16 protein-coding genes are annotated in these 17,556 nt (G+C 63.0%); 7 read left to right on the plus strand and 9 right to left on the minus strand.

Annotation, left to right across the window (positions count from 1 at the left end; genetic code table 11):
* Positions 1 to 37 precede the first annotated feature (37 nt).
* From ACODTZ_RS16365 to ACODTZ_RS16390, 6 genes are all read left to right on the plus strand, one after another.
* Positions 38 to 901, plus strand: coding sequence for an ABC transporter permease (locus tag ACODTZ_RS16365; RefSeq protein WP_209234144.1), 864 nt, complete (start codon positions 38 to 40; stop codon positions 899 to 901).
* Between the two features lie 3 nt (positions 902 to 904).
* The gene (locus tag ACODTZ_RS16370; RefSeq protein WP_489026806.1) at positions 905 to 1,702 is read left to right on the plus strand and encodes an ABC transporter permease; all 798 of its coding nucleotides are present in this window, start codon (positions 905 to 907) and stop codon (positions 1,700 to 1,702) included.
* Positions 1,702 to 2,358 (plus strand): VOC family protein, encoded by a 657-nt coding sequence (locus ACODTZ_RS16375; protein WP_489026807.1) that lies wholly within the window; start codon positions 1,702 to 1,704, stop codon positions 2,356 to 2,358. The genes ACODTZ_RS16370 and ACODTZ_RS16375 overlap by 1 nt, the downstream gene beginning before the upstream one ends.
* On the plus strand, positions 2,355 to 3,644 hold the full coding sequence (locus ACODTZ_RS16380; protein ID WP_489026808.1) for an NAD(P)/FAD-dependent oxidoreductase: 1,290 nt from the start codon (positions 2,355 to 2,357) through the stop codon (positions 3,642 to 3,644). Before ACODTZ_RS16375 ends, ACODTZ_RS16380 begins: the two co-directional genes overlap by 4 nt.
* 78 nt (positions 3,645 to 3,722) lie before the next feature.
* Positions 3,723 to 4,211 carry a CMD domain-containing protein gene (locus tag ACODTZ_RS16385; protein ID WP_489026809.1) on the plus strand — a complete coding sequence of 163 codons (489 nt, stop codon included), beginning with the start codon at positions 3,723 to 3,725 and terminating at the stop codon, positions 4,209 to 4,211.
* Positions 4,208 to 4,786: a peroxidase-related enzyme gene (locus tag ACODTZ_RS16390; RefSeq protein ID WP_489026810.1), complete on the plus strand. Its 579-nt coding sequence runs from the start codon at positions 4,208 to 4,210 to the stop codon at positions 4,784 to 4,786. Before ACODTZ_RS16385 ends, ACODTZ_RS16390 begins: the two co-directional genes overlap by 4 nt.
* 147 nt (positions 4,787 to 4,933) lie before the next feature.
* On the opposite strand, the gene ACODTZ_RS16395 is transcribed toward ACODTZ_RS16390, so the two are convergent.
* The 9 genes from ACODTZ_RS16395 to ACODTZ_RS16435 all read right to left on the minus strand — a co-directional run bounded on the left by ACODTZ_RS16395 (position 4,934) and on the right by ACODTZ_RS16435 (position 16,173).
* Positions 4,934 to 6,331, minus strand: coding sequence for an LLM class flavin-dependent oxidoreductase (locus tag ACODTZ_RS16395; protein ID WP_489026811.1), 1,398 nt, complete (start codon positions 6,329 to 6,331; stop codon positions 4,934 to 4,936).
* 36 nt (positions 6,332 to 6,367) lie between these two features.
* The gene (locus ACODTZ_RS16400; protein ID WP_489026812.1) at positions 6,368 to 7,366 is read right to left on the minus strand and encodes an ABC transporter permease; all 999 of its coding nucleotides are present in this window, start codon (positions 7,364 to 7,366) and stop codon (positions 6,368 to 6,370) included.
* 2 nt (positions 7,367 to 7,368) lie between these two features.
* Positions 7,369 to 8,391, minus strand: a complete 1,023-nt coding sequence (locus ACODTZ_RS16405; RefSeq protein ID WP_489026813.1) for an ABC transporter permease — start codon at positions 8,389 to 8,391, stop codon at positions 7,369 to 7,371.
* Positions 8,381 to 9,931: a sugar ABC transporter ATP-binding protein gene (locus tag ACODTZ_RS16410; RefSeq protein ID WP_489026814.1), complete on the minus strand. Its 1,551-nt coding sequence runs from the start codon at positions 9,929 to 9,931 to the stop codon at positions 8,381 to 8,383. The genes ACODTZ_RS16405 and ACODTZ_RS16410 overlap by 11 nt, the downstream gene beginning before the upstream one ends.
* A gap of 59 nt (positions 9,932 to 9,990) precedes the next feature.
* A complete protein-coding gene (locus ACODTZ_RS16415; RefSeq protein ID WP_489026815.1) occupies positions 9,991 to 11,007 on the minus strand; it encodes a sugar ABC transporter substrate-binding protein in 1,017 nt (338 codons plus the stop codon).
* A 225-nt stretch (positions 11,008 to 11,232) separates the two neighbouring features.
* Positions 11,233 to 12,489 (minus strand): LVIVD repeat-containing protein, encoded by a 1,257-nt coding sequence (locus ACODTZ_RS16420; RefSeq protein ID WP_489026816.1) that lies wholly within the window; start codon positions 12,487 to 12,489, stop codon positions 11,233 to 11,235.
* Between the two features lie 75 nt (positions 12,490 to 12,564).
* Positions 12,565 to 13,605, minus strand: coding sequence for a substrate-binding domain-containing protein (locus tag ACODTZ_RS16425; protein WP_489026817.1), 1,041 nt, complete (start codon positions 13,603 to 13,605; stop codon positions 12,565 to 12,567).
* 43 nt (positions 13,606 to 13,648) lie between these two features.
* Positions 13,649 to 14,695: an ABC transporter permease gene (locus ACODTZ_RS16430; RefSeq protein ID WP_489026818.1), complete on the minus strand. Its 1,047-nt coding sequence runs from the start codon at positions 14,693 to 14,695 to the stop codon at positions 13,649 to 13,651.
* A complete protein-coding gene (locus tag ACODTZ_RS16435; protein ID WP_489026819.1) occupies positions 14,692 to 16,173 on the minus strand; it encodes a sugar ABC transporter ATP-binding protein in 1,482 nt (493 codons plus the stop codon). Before ACODTZ_RS16435 ends, ACODTZ_RS16430 begins: the two co-directional genes overlap by 4 nt.
* A 309-nt stretch (positions 16,174 to 16,482) precedes the next feature.
* Between ACODTZ_RS16435 and ACODTZ_RS16440 the strand changes: the two genes are divergently transcribed.
* A complete protein-coding gene (locus ACODTZ_RS16440) occupies positions 16,483 to 17,529 on the plus strand; it encodes a substrate-binding domain-containing protein (RefSeq protein WP_489026820.1) in 1,047 nt (348 codons plus the stop codon).
* Positions 17,530 to 17,556 lie beyond the last annotated feature (27 nt).

Consider the following 17,556-nt stretch of genomic DNA (forward strand, 5'->3'; position numbering starts at 1 on the left):
CCCCCCCCCCCCGCCGCGCGCCAACGGATAGGGACACATGAGCCAGACCAGCATAGAACAGGCCCCGACAAGCCGCCGCCCGCGGCTGCTGACGCCGCATCTCATGGCGCTGCCTGCCTTACTGTTCCTGGCTGTCTTCTTCGTCCTGCCGCTTTTCGACAACGGCATGCGCAGCGTGCTGGCGGAAGATGGCAGCTTCACCCTGTCGCGCTACGTCTCTCTGCTGACCGACAGTTTCTATCTCGGCATCATCGCCCAGACCGTGGCTCTGTCGGCCGGCGTCACGGTGATCTCGATCCTGATCGGTTATCCGGTCGCCTATTTCCTCGTGCGCAAGGCCGGACGCTGGGCAGGTCTCATCATCTTCCTGTTGATCGCCCCGCTTCTGACCTCGATCATCATGCGCACCTTCGGCTGGCAGGTGCTGTTTGCCCGCCGCGGCCTCGTCAACAATCTTCTGGTCGATCAACTCGGTATTCTGTCGGCGCCGCTGCGCCTGACCAACTCGCCGGAAATCGCCATTGCCGCGCTCGTCCACGTTCTCGTACCCTTCATGGTTCTGTCGATCGCGACGGTACTTCAGGGCATCGATACGCGGCTGGAAGAGTCGGCAAAGATCCTTGGCGCCAACCGGTTGCGCACGTTTTTCGAGGTGACCCTGCCGCTGTCGCTCGATGGCATCGGCACCGGCGCTATTCTCGTCTTCATGATCGCCAACGGCAGTTTCGTCACGCTGGTCCTGCTCGGCGGTGGCATGCAGACGCTGCCCTTGATGATCTACCAGCAGTTCAACACGACGCGCGATTTCGGCATGGCGAGCGCCATGAGCACCATTCTACTCGTCATCGCGGTCTTGTGCCTGTTCCTGCAATTGCGCCTCGTGCGCCGCAAGGGAGCCTGAGCGATGAAACGCGACTGGATCAATATCGGCCTTGCCGCCTTCGTCGTCCTCTTCTTCGTCTTCATGCTGGCGCCGATCCTGATCGTCGTCGTCGTGTCCTTCACGTCCGCCGGCTACGTCTCGTTTCCGATCCCCGGCTGGTCGATGAAGTGGTTTGCGCGGATTTTCGAGTACCAGCCGTTCATCGATGCGCTGATCGTCAGTTTCCAGATCGCCATCGGCGCAACGCTTGCTTCCTGCCTGATCGGCGTTCCGGCGGCGCTCTATCTGGCGCGCTCGCGCAGCGCCTGGGCGAGCGCCGTCATGACGTTTCTCTTGTCGCCGCTGTCCATGCCGATGATCGTCATCGGTTTCGCCTCGCTGTTCTTCCTCTCCTGGCTCGGCGTCGGCATCTCGTTCACCGCGCTGCTGATCACCCATACCGTCGTCTGCCTGCCCTACATCGTTCGCACGGTGGCGGGCGTCTATGCGGGCATGCCGCGCTCCTACGAGGAGGCCGCCGCCATCCTCGGCGCCAATCCGCTTTTGACCTTCTGGCATGTAACGCTGCCGCTGATCCGGCCGGGCATCATGGCGGGCTCGCTGTTTTCCTTCCTCACCTCCTTCGACAACCTGCCGATCAGCTATTTCTTCGGCAGCGCCGGCACCAATACGCTGCCGGTGGTCATGCTGAGCTATATGGAAAACCAGTTCGATCCGACGATCGCGGCGCTCAGCACGTTGCAACTCCTGCTCGCCGTCGTCGCCCTCCTGATCGTCGACCGCGTCTACGGCATCGAAAAGATGACGGTGGCGGGCTGATGATTTCGCTTGCTCTCGATCACGTCGTTGTCCTTGTGGCCGATCTCGACGCAGCAGGGCAGGCATTCGAGGCGGCCGGTTTCCATGTGACCCCGAAGACGCTGCACAGCGCCGCCATGGGTACCGCCAATCGCTGCGTCATGCTGGATGGCAGCTATATCGAGATCATGGGCATCGTTGCCGAGACGGACGCCAATACGACATGGAGAAAGCTCCTGTCGCAAGGAGCCGGCATTCGCGGCATTGCGCTCGGCAGCCGGGATATAGAGGCCTCGGCCGCAGCGCTTGCGTCAGCTGGTATCGGCGCGGAGCCGGTGCGACATTTTTCACGTCTGACGGCGGTCGGCGAGTTGCGTTTCTCCGTTGCCCGCATAGACCCGAAATCCACGCCCGGTCTGCAATGCCTTGTTTGCCAGCATCATACGGCCGAGCTTTTGTGGCTGCCGGAAACACTGGTGCATCCCAATGGCACCGCACGTCTGGCGTCCGTTATCCTGCCGCAGGCAGCATCGCTGTCGGACCTGCCGAAGGATGGCACGGGGGAGGGCGTCTCGATCGAGCCCGGCAGCAGCAAGCTTCTGCTATCGGGTTCCCAGGCGGGACATCATGATCTTCGCGAAACCTGCGGTGTTGAACTGGAGATCCTCGCAGAATGAGTGCGTGGCCTGCCGATAAACCTTCTTCCCTCTGGATGTCGCTGTCGCGTGAAAAATTCGAGGCGCCGGCCCTGCAGGGCGAAGCGGATGCTGACGTCGTCTTTGTTGGCGGGGGGATTTCGGGCCTTTCGACGGCGCTGGAACTGGCCCGCCGCGGCCGCCGCGTCATTGTGCTGGAAGCGACCCGTGTCGGTTACGGCGCATCCGGCCGTGCCAATGGCCAGGTCATATCCGCGCTCACCCGCCATGGGCCGGATGGGGTTAGGAAAGTCTGGCCGGGCGAACGGGGCGAACGGTTCATCACTCTCGTCAAAGGCGCCGCCGACCAGCTCTACGACCTAGTGGAGCGCTACGGCATCGATTGCGACGCGCGGCGAAACGGATGGGTTCAGCCGGCACATACGCCGGGCCGTGCCAAGCGTGTTGCAGGCCTTGCCGCGCAATGGGCGGCAAGCGGTGCCGAGACCGGCGCATTGTCGGCCGATGACGTTGCGCAACGCCTTGGCACAGCCGTTTATTGCGGCGGGTGGGAACATCGTCGTGGCGGCCATATAAACCCCTACGCCTTCACCGTCGGTCTTGCTCGTGGTGCAGCGTCGGAGGGTGTCGTGATCCACGAAAACAGCCCGGCCTTGGCGCTTGTGCGTGATGCCGAGGGCTGGATCGTCGAAACGCCGCAGGGCCGTGTTCGTGCGGCAAAAGTGGGGCTGGCGACGGCGGCCTGTACCGGAGATCTCTGGCCGGAACTTGCCCGGTCCATCGTGCCCGTCACCTCCTATCAGGCCGGTACGGAGCCGCTCGGAACACTCGCAGATACGATCCTGCCGAATGACGAGGCGTCGTCCGACACCCGCATGGACCTGCGCTATTTCCGCAAGACCCGAGACGGTCGGCTTGTTTCCGGCGGGGCGCTGGCGATCCAGCTTGCCGCGTCGCGCCGCCTGCCGAAGATGGTCGGCAAGCGGCTGAAAGAGATGTTCCCGGTGTTGCCGGACAACCCGATGACCTCATTCTGGGGTGGGCGCATCGCCATGACGGTCGACCGCTTGCCACGGCTTCACAGGCGCGATGACGGGCTTTGCGCCTGGATCGGCTGCAATGGCCGCGGTCTAGCGCTGGCCTGCGCCATGGCGCCGGTTCTGGCAGACGCCATCGAGGGCGTGCCGGACGAGGCACTGGCGCTTAAGCCTACCGCGCCGCCGCCGGTGCCTTTTCACGCCTTCGTCTCCCGCTTCGCCCGGCTCATCCTACCCTGGTACCGCTACAAGGACGGACGCGAGGTGTGATGGCTTTCGACACCGGCCGACCTTCCAGCCAAGGCTAACCTTTCTTCCCCCGTGCCCCTTCTTTCTTGAAAGTTGACGATGACTGAATTGATCGAAACCCTGGTCGGCGATGCCTCCGATGACCGGTTGAAACAGCTTCTTGCGCGCCGCGCCGAGCTGATGGCCTTGACGGAGGCCAGCCGCAAGGCGGTGCTGACGCCGGCGGAAGCCGGCGGCCTGTCGCATGCACTGCGGGCGCTGATTGCCGTGCGCGCGTCCGAGCGCCTCGGCGACATCAGGATGAAGGATCACTATTACGAGCATTTCACCCAGTGCGAGGATTTCTATGATTTCGTCGGCCTGGTCGATGCGGATGCAACATCGGGCGATCCATGGCTACAGGCGGTTCTCGATCATGCCGACATGCTGACCTGCCGTCCGCGCACGGCGACCAAGGCCGACATAGACAGGCTTCTTTCCGCCGGCGTCAGCGATGCTGATATCGTTCGGATTGCCGAACTTGCCGCCTTCCTCGGATACCAGGCCCGCCTTGTCGCCGGCCTTCGCCTGATGGAGATGAGCCGATGAGCGATGCTGTCCACGAATACACGACCGAAGTTCTCGATTGGCGCCCCTTCGTCACCCCCGTCAGGCTCGACGAGGCGACGCCGGAGCAGATGGAGGCGATGAAGATCACGCCGGCGAACAAGAAGATCTCTGATTACGTGCTGACGCTCGCGCATGATCCGGAATCGCTGCTGCATCGCTCGCCGCTGTTCAACGGCATCATGTACGGCCGCGACGGGCTCGATCGCGGCAGCCGCGAACTCGGAGCAATCGGCTCGTCTATCGTCAATCGCTGCATCTATTGCATTGCAGTCCATGCCCGTCACTACAACCAGGCGACCAAGACGACCGAGGTCGTCGAGGAAATTTTCGCCAACGAGACGGCGGCAAAGCTGCCGGAGCGCGAGCAGGCGATCTTCGATTTCGCCGTCAAGCTCTCCGCCTTTCCACCGGCTGCAACGGATGAAGACATGGCGCGCCTCAAGGCCGTCGGTCTCGACGAGGTGGAAATCCTCGACCTGATCCTGTCAACCTCGATCTTCGGCTGGGCGAACCGGCTGATGCATACGCTGGGCGAGCCAGTGTCTCTGAAATAGAGGCTGGCCGCGCTCCGAAGGAGATTTGCGAAGCATCTTCCAGGCGGCGGACTTATTGGCTGGGGCGATCCATGTCTTTGCCTGCGTGAACAACATCCTCCCCATCGCGATCGGATTGTCGCAGCATTTCGAGATGGCGATGGGAGGTTAGCCTGTTCGTCGTTCCAGCGTTCTCTGTCTGTCGAACCGACGATAGTTCGCGCCCGGATGCGGTGCCTGCAATCGCGGGCCATGGCCGAACAGCTTTTCGCGCAAGGTGCCCTGGCGATAATCCTTCTTGTAGACACCGCGCTTCTGCAATTCGGGCACGAGCAGGTCAACCGCGTCCTCAAAGCTTTCGGGCGTGATGGCATAGGCGAGGTTGAAGCCGTCGACATCGGTATCCTCGACCCATTCCTGCAACAGGTCGGCGACCGTCTGCGGCGAGCCGACAAAAACAGGGCCGAAGCCGCCGACTCCAACCCAATCGGCCATTTCACGCACCGACCAGACCTTATCAGGATCAATCGTCGTGAAGGTCTCGACGGCGGATTGCACCGCGTTGGTGTAGCGGTGGCGGAGCGGCTCGTCGGGCGAGAACTGGCCGAAATCGATGCCCGTCCAGCCGGAGATCAGCGCCTGCGCGCCCTCGAAGGAGGCGTAGCGGCGATAGTCGTCGAACTTCTTCTTCGCTTCCGCATCGGTCTCGCCGAGGATGACGGTCTGAAGATTGAAGGCGAGGATCTCGCGCGGGTTGCGGCCGGCGCGCTCGGCTGCCTCGCGGACATTGGCGACATAGCGCTTCAGCACCGGCTTGGAGGGGGCTGCGACGAAGATGCACTCGGCATGCTCGCCAGCGAAATCCTTGCCGCGGCTGGAGGCGCCGGCCTGGTAGAGCACCGGCGTGCGCTGCGGGGAGGGTTCACTGAGGTGAATGCCCGGCACCGTGAAATGCTTGCCGGAATGGCCGATCGGGTGGACTTTCTCCGGATGCGTGAAGATGCCGGCGGCGCGATCACGAACGACCGCGTCATCTTCCCAGCTACCCTCCCAAAGCTTGTAGCAGACTTCGAGATATTCCTCCGCCAGATCGTAGCGGTCGTCGTGCTTGGTCTGGGCGGATTGCCCGATATTGAGCGCGCCGCTGTTGAGATAGGAGGTAACGATATTCCACCCGACGCGGCCTTTGGTGAGATGGTCGAGCGTCGAGATGCGGCGGGCGAAGGTGTAGGGATGCTCGAAGGAGAGCGACGCCGTCAGCCCGAAGCCGAGGTTTTCCGTGACATAGGCCATGGTCGGGATCAGCTGCAGCGGGTCGTTGACCGGCACCTGCGCGGAATGGCGCAACGCCGCATCGACATTGCCGTGGAGCACATCGTAGACGCCGAGCACGTCCGCGATGAACAGGCCGTCGAACTTGCCGCGCTCCAGCGTTTTTGCCAGATGCACCCAGTAGTCCATGTCCTTGTAGGTCCAGGACTTGTCGCGCGGATGGCGCCAGAGGCCCGGCGACTGGTGTCCGACACAGTTCATGTCGAAGGCGTTCAATCTGATTTTACGGCTCATGTCATTCTTCCTGCGTATTGTCTGGGCGCGCGCCAATCAGGCGCCGCTGGTCTTTCGGTTGATGAAGCTGAAGGCGAGCACGGCGAAGATGAGCGTGCCGGTGCCGACCTGTTGCCAGTAGAAATTCAGCCCGGTAAGCAGCAGCCCGTTGGCGACGATGCTCAGCAGCAGTACGCCGAGCACGGTGCCGGCGATATTGGGCCGGCCGAGCGGCGAGAGCGTCGTGCCAATGAAGGTCGCGCCGATCGCGTTCAAGAGAAACGCGTTGCCGGAGGAGGGGATGTAGACGGTGACGGTGGCCGTCAGGATCAGGCCGGCGATGGCGGCGATAATTGCGGTCAGAATGAATGTCACGGCGACATGCCGGCCAAGGCCGATGCCGGAATAGCGCACCACGCTCGGCTGGATGCCGATCGCGAGAACCACGCGGCCGAAGCGCGTCCGGGCGAAGATGAATGCGGCGGCGGCGATGACGACGATCGCGATCAAAAGCGCCAGCGGAAAGCCTGATATCGTGCCATGGCCGATGAAGCGGAAGGCGTCGGGCACGCCCGATGGCGGCAGATAGACCGGGTTCCCGCCATTGGTCAGCAGCTGCTGGACGCTTCGGCCGATGAACAGGGTTCCGAGCGTCGCCAGAAACGGCGAGACGCCGATCCCCGAGATCAGCACCGCGTTGAAGGCGCCGACGACCGCGCCGGCGGCGAGGCCTCCCAGCAGGCCGATCGCAACCGGTTGCCCGGCGAGGACCAGCGAGACGAAGGCGAAGCTCGCGAAATCGACCGCCGTGCCGACCGAGAGATCGATACCGCCGGCCGATACCGCAAAGGTCATGGCCACGGAAACGATTGCAAGCAGCGTGAAGTTGTTGACGAGAAGGCTCTGCAGATTGCCTGCCGTCAGGAATGTCGGCGTCGCCAGGGAGAAGGCGGCAAAGACGGCGACGAGCGCCAGGATGAGGCCGTATCGCGCGAGACCTGAGAGTACACGGTGATGCCAGGGCGCGAGCGAAGGATGGGAAGCCGAAAGCGACATGGTCAGATCTCCCGCTTGCGCAGCAATGTCGTCGCCGAGACGACGATGAGGATGAGAATTCCCTGGACGCCGCTGACCAGCGTGCTGGAGAGGTTGAGGAGCTGAAAGCCGTTGACGAGGAAGCCGACGAGGAGCGCGGAGAGCAGCGTGCCAGTGATCGTCGGTACGAGCCTGCGGGAGAACACCGCGCCAAGAAGCGCCGTTACGACAACAGGAAGCAGCATCTCGCTCGAGCCTGTCGTGCTGCCGCTCAGATAGGACACCGACAATATGCCGGCGATACCGCCGCACAGGCCACTCGCCAGGAAGGCGCCGGCGAGCAGACGCTTCAGCGGCAGGCCAGCAGCGCGCGCGGCATCGGGGAATTCGCCGATCGCATAAAGCCGGAGGCCAAGAGGCGTGTATTGCACGATCGCGGTCACCACGGCGGTGAAGCCGAGCAGCACATAGGCGAGCACGGGAATGCCGAGCGCATCGGAAGCCGATAATGCCGTCAGGAAATCGGTGGACGCTGGAACGACGGTATTCTGCGTAAGCACCAGTTCGAGACCCGCCACGACATTCATCACGGCAAGCGTTGCAAGCAGCGGCACGATGCCGGCGAAGACGACGGCGGCGGCATTGACCGCGCCGATCGCCAGTCCCGTCAACAGACTTGCTGCAACCGCCACCTGATCGCCGTAGCCAAGTTGCGTGACGGTCGCATAGACGGCGGCGCTGAGGCCCATATTGGCGGCGAGCGAGAGGTCGATACCTCCCGTCACGACATTGGCGCCGCCGGCGACCAGAACGATGGTCAGGCCGATCGCCAGCACGCCCGAGATCGCCGACTGGCCGAGCACGTTGCCGATATTGCCGATGCTCAGGAAGTAGGGTGCGGTCAGCGAGAAAACGGTGAGGATGACCGCGAAGGCGATCAGCGAACCGAAGCGCAGCGATGCTGCCGCCAGATTGCGGGCGGAGCGTTCCTTGCTCTGTTCAGCGGTAAAGTCGGCCAGATCGCCGATGTGGATATCAGCCGACATGGCGCAATCTTTCCGAGGCGCCGGTCGATTCCGCCAGCACTTCATCCGTTGTGGTTTCCGAAGAGATGAATTCGCGCGTCACACGGCCGCGAAACAGCACCAGGATCCGGTCAGTGATCCCAATCAGCTCCGGCAGGTCCGAGGATAGAACGATGATGCCGGCGCCGCGTTCGGCAAGCTCGCCGATCAGCGTGTAGATCTCGACCTTCGAGCCGATGTCGACCCCGACGGTCGGCTCGTCGAGGAGATAGATTTCAGAGTGGCGGCTCAGCCACTTGGCGATCGCCACCTTCTGCTGGTTGCCGCCCGACAGCGTGCGCACTAGCGCATCGCGGCTAGCGGTCTTGATCTGCAGGCGCTTGATCACATCGTCGCTGTCGCGCCTCTCGCGCTTCCCGTTCAGCACGCCCAGATTGGTGTAGCGATCGAGGCTCGCGAGCGTGATGTTTTCCGCGACGCTGAGATCGAGCGCGACGCCGTGGCCGCGGCGATCTTCCGGCACCAGTGCGATCTGCCTGACGACAGCGGCCTCCGGCGTGCGCGCCCGATCCGCTGCGCCTGCGACCTCGATGTGGCCCGACTGCGCGCGTTCCAGTCCGAACAGCGTGCGCACGAGATCCTTGGCGCCCGAGCCGAGCAAGCCGGTAATCCCGAGCACCTCGCCCCGCCGGACCGTGAAGCTCACGTCGGAAAAGCGGTTTGTGGCGGTCAGTCCCTCGACCTTGAGAAGTTCTTCGCCGATTTCTACGCGTCGCTTGGGAAACATGTCGGCGATATCGCGCTCGACCATCAGTCGCGCGATGTCGTTCGCCGATGTCTCGGCAATCGGCGTCGAGGCGACGTCGATGCCGTTGCGAAGCACGGTGACGTGGTCGCAGAGCTCTTCGATTTCGTTCAGATAGTGCGAGATGTAGATGATGGTGACGCCCTCGTCGCGCAGGCGGCGGATCAGGCGGAAGAGGATATCGGCCTCGCGCCGCACAAGCGCCGCGGTCGGCTCGTCGAAAACCAGCACCTTAGGATGATCGAGCAATGCGCGCGTGATCTGGACGATCTGCTTCTCCGCGGTCGAGAGCTCCCCGATGAGGGCGTGCGTGGGAAGCTTGATCCCGAAATAGTCGGCCAGCGTCTCGTTCGCCTGCCGCTGCATCTTGCGGCGATCGAGGAATGGTGTTCCCGGAAGGCGCGGTTCGCGGCCGAGAAACAGCGCCTCGCCGACGGTGAAGGTCGGAACGAGCAGGCGGTCCTGGTGGATGAAATGGATGCCATGGGTTTCGGCGAGATGCGGCGTCAGGTGATCGATCCGCTGTCCCTCGATCTCGATCGTGCCCTCATCCTGCTGGTGCAGGCCGGCGAGGATCTTGATCAGCGTCGATTTCCCCGCGCCGTTTTGTCCGACGAGCCCGTGGATCGTGCCGCGCCTGATCGCCAGCGATGCGCCGGCCAGCGCCTGAGAGCCGCCGAAGCGCTTCACGATGCGGTCGAAGCGGATGATGTCGTCAGACCGCTTGGCGGGCTGCGGAGGAAGTATTGCCGTCATGTCGGGAACCCCAGTGGAGACGAGGGTGACGCGGCGGCTGCCGCATCACCCGTCCGCAATCAGCCGATGCCGAGCTTCTTGGTGACGTTGTTGACGTTGGCCTTGTTGGCGAGCAGCGCCGGCACGTAAGTCTCGCGCGGCAGCGTCTGGCCGGCGAGCAGCCTGGCGACATTGCGGATCGCCGTGCGGCCGATCTCGGCGGGCTGCTGGGCGGCGTTGGCGCCGGCCGGCGAATTCGGGTCGGCGACGAGCTGCAGGACCTCGGGGCTCCCATCCACGCCGTAGGTGCGGATCTCGGTGCGGCCGGCGGCGGAAAGCGCCTGCGTCGCGCCGAGCTGGGGAATATCCCAGGCCGACCAGATAGCCTTGATCGAACCCTTTTCCGGGTACTTGTTGAGGATCGCGGTGATCTGCGTGAAGGCGTCCTGAACGGTGTTCGGGATCACGTCGCGCAGTTCCGGCTGGATGATCTTCACCTTCGGGAAATACTTCACGACATTGACCAGCTGGTCGTAGCGGATCGCGCAGGGCGTGACGCCGTAGAAGCCGTTGAACACGACGATGTTGCCTTCGGCGCCGATGTCGGAGACCAGCTGCAGCGCCAGATCCTTGCCGATGCCCCAGTTATCGGAAGTCGTGTTGTTGATCGAGTTGGTCGAGCCGACATCGACGGTGAGAACTGGAATGCCGGCGTCGCGCGCCTTCTTCAGCCAGGGATCGATGACGCTGAGCGTGCCGAGAATCTGGACGATCGCATCGGGCTTCTGCGCCACCAGCGTCTGCAGCTGCGCGACGAGCTTGCCGTCGTTACGGCCGGCATCCACCGCGATCGGCTCACCGCCAAGGCGTTTCACTTCCTCGATCTGGGCGTTATAGGCCTGCAGGTCGAAATAGTGGTCGGTGCCGGTGGCGCTTATGGCGATGCGCTTGCCCTTCAGGGAAAGCCCCTCGTCGTCTGCAGCAGCAGCGGTGCCGGCGCTGGCGAGAAGGCTGGTGCCTGCGAAGGTCGCGCCAGCCACGGCGGCGAATTTCAGGATTTCGCGGCGGCCGAGGCCGGAAAAGATTGGTTCAGTCATCTCGATGTCCCTCAATGATCAATATCCATAGAATATGTAGATTAAATGGAATTGAGAGAAACGCTTTTCCAAAAGGCGGCGTCGGGAGGAAATGAACCGGAGGGAAGAAGGGGTACGGATAGGCGTTTTCAGTGGCGTTAGGAGAGGGTTTCAAAAGCATTGGAGCCGAAGAGTTGGCGGCCGATTCCGGATCGGCCTCCAACGGTGCGGGTACTGTCCCGAAGCTCAGCCGCCGTACTCGATGATCTCCAGGCCGGCATTGTAGTCGGTCGCGTAGATAAGGCCTGAGGCATCGACGAAGACGTCGGCGGACTGGATGACTTGCGGGCGTCCGGGGCGCTTGTCGGTCATGGCTTTCGGTGCGGCGGGCACGAGCGCGCCGGTCTCGACGGGGCGGTACGGATCGGAGATGTCGAAGGCGCGGATGCCGGCATTCTGCCAGGTCGCGAAAATCAGCGTCTCGGACACGAACGAACCTGGACGGTTCTCATGAAGGTTATGCGGCCCGAAATGGCCGCCCTTCTTGGTGTAGTCGACTTCATCGGGGATGGGGAAGGTGGAGATGCTGATCGGGTTCGACGGCTCGCGGATATCGAAGATCCAGGTGTGCTTGCGGCCGTCTTCTTCATTGTCGGCCACAGCCTCGTCGGCGACGACGAGCAGATCGCGTCCCGGCAACGGCAAAGGCGAGTGGGTGCCACCGCCATAGGGCGGAGACCAGTTGCGGTGCGCTATCAGCTTGGGCGCGGCGTGGTCGGATATGTCGAGCAGCGTCAACCCGCCGTCGCGCCAGCAGGCGTAAGCCGTGTTGCCGGAAACCAGCGCGTGATGCAGCGCATAGCGTTTGCCCTCCGGCGCGGTAGAGGTTTCGCCGGCCGCGCGGTTCATGCCCGGCAGCCACCAGCGCCCGACGATTTCGGGGCGTGTCGGATCGGCGAGATCGATGGTCACGAAAATGTAGTCGGAGAAGCCGTCGAGGAGCGCCGATGCATAGGCATAGCGGCCGCCGACATACCAGAGGCGATGGAAACCGATGCCCTCGACATCCAGCTGGCCGATCTTGCGCGGCTTGTCCGGCGTCGAGATATCGTAGACCGTCATGCCGGCCGTCCAGGATCGACCTGTCTTGCGACCAGCGACGGTCTCGCCGATCGATTTGGTGTAGTAGTCCTTCTCGCTGGAAAACGTCTCGACGTCGGCGAAGAGATCGAGCGCGTTGATAACGAGTAGCAGATCGTCATGCGTCTGCAGATGAATGTTCCAGGTGTTTGCGGGAGCTGGGATGTAGGTAACCGCGCTGGGCCGCTTGGGATCGCGTACATCGACGATCGAGAAGCCCTGCGACCAGGGATGGGCGACATAAGCATGTCCCCGATGCACCATCAGCTGCAATCCGTCGCCACGTCCACCAATGTCGGAGTGCCCGATCAGCTTCATGTTGCGGGCGAAATCCGGGTGTGGGAGGTCGAGGCTGTCAGCCATGTGGTCACCTGTAAAATATGAATTGAACATAGAAAAGCGCCGCCTCGACGGGCGGCGCTTGATTGTCTCGAATGCTTAGTTCAGCGGCTGGATCCACGGCGCGGTCGCCGCATCGCTCTTCAGGAAGGCCGGGAATTTCTGCTGCAGGTCTTCGATCTTGGTGATCTTGTTGTTGATGAGATCGTCACGGGTCACCAGCGTCGGCTTCAGGAGCACGGAGCGGCCCGGGAACTGGCCGGCGATATCGAGCGATACGGCGCGGACCGAGACTTCACCGACGACGGCGGCGTTGGTGGCGGCGGTGGCAACCCAGGCGCTGTCGGGTTCGATCATCAGCTGGATATCGGCGGTCGAGGTGTCGACGCCGTAAATCTTCACCTTGTCGGCTACGCCGAGCTCGTCGATAGCGAGCTTGGCTCCCTTGGCGAATTCGTCCCAGGGCGTGAAGATCACCGAGATATCGGGATTGGCGCGAAGCACCGCCTTCGTCTGGTCGGCCACGGAGGCTGGAACCGTATCGTTGACCACGCCCCACACTGCTTTTTCCGTCAGCTTGTGCTTGGCGACGAAATCCTTCCAAACGGCATAGCGGCGATCGAGCGGCGCGAAGCCGGCGACATAGACGGCGCCGCCGACGAAGCCGTCGCCCTTGTCCTTGACCGCCTGCTCGAGCACGAGGCTTGCCATGTCCTTGTCGCTCTGTTCGATCTGCGGGATCGCCGGGTTGTCGAGGTCGACGTCATAGGCCACGACCTTGATGCCGGCATCGAGTGCCTTCTGCGCGACGTCCTTGAGCACCTCGGGGCGGCCGTTGTTGATGATGATGCCATCGACGCCAAGGTTGATCGCCTGCTCGATCAGCGTGCGTTCCGTGTCATTGTCGTTGCGGGCCTGGGAGATCGTCGTCTTGATCCCGAGCGCGTCGGCCTGCCGCTTGATGCCGGCCTCGAAGGCCTGCAGCCAGTCACCGCCGCCGAGATAGCTGACAACCGCGATATTGACCTGGCGCTTGTCGAACGGCGCCGGCGCGCCTTCGATGCCGGCTGCGAGGCTGGAGCTTGCAAGCAGCGCGCCCGAGATGAGCGCGGCGGCAAAGGATTTCAGTGTCGTCTTCATAGGTCAGCCTCTCCTTGGGCTATGGCGTGTCATTGTTGTTCGTTCATGGGTTGGCTCGACCGAGGCCGTAAGTGAGCGCGAGCGCGCCCGCCAGCACGGCGCCCTTGACGAAATCCTGGGTGTAGTAGGGTGCATTCAGCATCGTCAGGCCGTTGAGCAGCACGCCGACGAAGACGGCGCCTACGATCGTGCCGAGAACGTTCGGGCGGCGAAGGCCCATGACGGTAAAGCCGATCAGCGAGGCCGCGACGGCATCCATGAGCAGCGAGCCGCCCGATGACACGTCGCCACGCCCGACGCGGGCGGCAACGATGATGCCGCCGAGCGAGGCCAGCGTTCCCGAGATCACGTAGGCCAGCGTCTTGAGACGCGTGGTGGAGGCGCCGGCGAGGCGGGTGGCGACCTCGTTTCCGCCGGTGGCAAACAGCAGCCTACCGATGCGCGTACGCTCCGTCAGGACGTAGAGAACAATCGCGACCAGGATCATCAGGACGACGGCCACCGGAACGGTGCCGGCGATGCTGTAGCGGCCGATCAGCAGGAAGCGTGGATCGTAGACGCCGGGCGCCGTCGAGCCATCAGGCAGGATGAGGCCGGCCGAGATCGAGCGACCCGCGGTCGGGATCAGCTGCAGTCCCGATAGCAGGAACATCATCGAGAGCGTCGCCAAGAGATCGGGCACCTTCAACCGAACGATGACGAAGGCGTTGATGAGGCCGATGAGCGCGCCGAAGGCGAGCACCAGCGGGACGGTTGCGAAAGCGTCGAGCCCGAGCACGATCATCGCATAGCTGGCGGCCATGACGCTGGAGGCGGCCACCGCACCGATCGAGAGATCGAAGCCGCCGACGGCAAGGGTGACCGTGACCCCGGCGCCGAGAATGGCGACAACCGATACCGCCTGCAGGATACTCATCAGGTTGTTGATGTTGATGAAGGCCGGCTGCGCGGCGGTGAAGCCGATCACCAGCGCGATGAGGAGCAGGAAGACCGCGCCGGAGCGGATCACCGCAGCCACGCGGCTCAGAAACGCGCCTGTGCCCTGCGGCGAAGGCGTCGCGCCAATGGTTTCATCTTGGATGGAGCTCATGCTGGAATTCCTTCGGCAGCGGTTTGGTCTTCGTGTTCTTGCGCGGGGCGGACGCTGTGGTGATCGATGACGAGGATGCGATCGGCGACCTCGAAGGCCTCTTCGGGATCGGAGGTTGCGATCAGCGTGGCGCGATCGCCCCGCCCCCTGATGGCTTCGATGATGTCCTGACGGGCGCCGACATCAACGCCCTGGAACGGCTCGTCGAGCAACAGCAGTCGGCTCGGCTCCGCTTCCCAGCGGGCTAGAACCGTCTTCTGCTGGTTGCCACCGGAAAGGGTCCAGATCGATGCGTCGGGACCGGAGGCCTTGATGCGTAGCCTCTTGATCGCCTGTTTCGCCTCGCGTCGTTCGCGGTTGCCCCACAGGAAACCCCGCGGGTACCATTTGCGCAGGTGCGGAAGGCTGATTGTCGCCGCCACGCTGTTTCCTGGCCACGACGGCGGCATCAGGGAAGAATGGTGGCGATCCTCGGCGGCCATCACGACACCGGCCGCAATCGCAGCAGCGGGACCGCTGGGTCGGTAGACTTGGCCTTCGAGTGTCATGGTGCCTGAGGCCAGCGCTCCCGTCCCAAAAATGGCGGACAGCAGCCGGCTCTTGCCGGCGCCGAGCACGCCGGTGATGGCGACGACTTCGCCCTCGCGGATGGAAAGGTCGAATGGCACACTGTTGGCGAGAAGCTTGATATTCGCCATCTCGAAAATGACGCGGCCCGTTTCAGCGCGCGTATCCGGCCGGGCTTTCTCCAGCTTGCGACCGATCATCGTCTCGATCGCAGCGCTGAAGTCGATCGGTCTTTCGAAGGCGCCGACCACACGGCCGCCGCGCATGACCAGTGCCCGATCGGCGATGGCCTGCAGGTCGGCGGTCCGGTGCGAGATATAGAGAACGGCGAGACCCTGCGCGCGCAAGCGTAGCAGGATATCGAACAGCCGCTGGCTTTCCTCGATCGACAGGCTGGCTGTTGGCTCATCGAGGATCAGCAGGTCCGCCTTGTTGGCAAGCGCGCGCGCAATCGCCACCAGTTGCCGATCGGCGGCGCCGAGGTCCGCGAAATCGCGATCGAGCGGGAGTTCAAAGCCTGCGGCGTCTAGCATGGCCTTTGCCTGCGCGCGGACCGCCCGTCTTGAGACGAAGAACGGCTGGCTGCGGTCGGTGAAGCGATTGAGGAGCAAGACATCGGCGACCGTCAGCCCCGGTGCGCCGACCAGATCGGTTGATTGATGCACGGTCACGATGCCCCGCGCCGCCGCTTCCGCCGGCGTTCGCGGCGCAAAGGGCCGGCCATCAAGGGCGACGATACCGCCATCGGCGGAGAGCACGCCGGAGAGGATTTTCACGAGTGTCGATTTGCCCGCGCCGTTCGCGCCCATAAGCGCGACGATCTCGCCGCGGGCGATCGATAGCGAGGCACCCGACAGCGCACGCGTTGAGTCAAAACTGCGGGATAGATTTTCAACGGAGAGCAGCGGCATGGGCGAACTACGAGTGAGGAGGATCGAGAGGTGACGGTTGGGAGGCATCGCCTTGATTTAGATGTCTTTTACGCGAGCTATTCGTCTTGATTTGCCCTCAACGAAACCGGTTTCATTGACGACAAGTTGCACCGGAACCCGGTGTCGCGACAGGCAAAGCGTTTCCCGCCCTGCACGCAAACCGCACAAAGTTTTTCCCGTTCAGCGGAAATATCGGAGCAATTTGTCTACTAAAAACGTAGAAAATATACCCTAATGAAAATGCGGGTGAAAAGCCGCGGATAACTTGGATCTTTTTAGGAGCGCATCATGAAGACCTTCAGCCGCCTGGCGCTTTCTGCCGCCGCGATTTCATTCGTTGCCTTGAGTGGTGTTCATGCCGAAGGGCTCGCCGGTGCGCCTGCGCCATTCGACAAGGGCGGCGTCAAGCTTGCCCTGATCAGCTACATTTCGGCCGGAGATTTCTTCCAGGCCTATCAGGCCGGCGCGGAGGCGCAGGCAAAGGCGCTCGGTATCGACCTTCGCATCTTCCCAGGCCGCCAGAACGCCGCCGAACAGCGCGAGCAGATCCTGCAAGCCGTCAATCTTGGCGTTCAGGGGATCGTCGTTGACCACGGTCTGCCGGAATCGCTTGGCGACGTCGTGCAGCAGGCGCTCGACAAGGGCGTGAAGGTCGTCGCCTTCGACGTCAATTTGAACAATCCCAAGATACCGCAGGTCGAGCAGAGCGATCATGAGCTTGCCAAGCAGGCGCTTGAGCAGGCGGTGAAGGAAAACGGAGCGAGCTTCAATGCCGGTTATGTCTATGTCGCCGGTTTCGCGCCGCTCGACCGCCGCAACGAGGTCTGGGAAAAATTCAAGGCCGATAACAAGGGCGTTGTCGAGAAGGCACGCTTTGGCAATGTGAGCGACACGACCGCGACATCGACGGCGGACCAGGCGAAGGCGGCGCTGACGGCGAATCCCGACATCAGCGTCGTCTTCGCTCCCTATGACGAGTTCGCCCGCGGCGTGAAACTGGCGGCTAACGACCTCGGCATCGCATCCAAGCTGAAGATCTATTCCGCCGATGTCTCCACGGCCGATATTCAGGAGATCACCGAGGAGGGAAGCCCCTGGGTGGCGACCGTCGCGACCAATCCTGCCGTCGTCGGCGCCGTATCCATTCGCGCCGCGGCCCTGCAGATCGCCGGCGAAGAAGTTCCCCGCAACATCACGGTGAAGCCAACGCTGCTGACACAGGCGGCGCTGAGGTCGGCGAACGTCAAGACGATCGAGGATCTCGCGAAGAAGCTGCCCGAGTTCAACACCAGCGATGTGGTGACCGCTCCCTGGATCCCGGCAAAGCTTTTCTGACCGCAGGCACACCAGTCCGGCGGATCA

It is taken from the genome of Rhizobium sp. FG113, assembly GCF_057809895.1.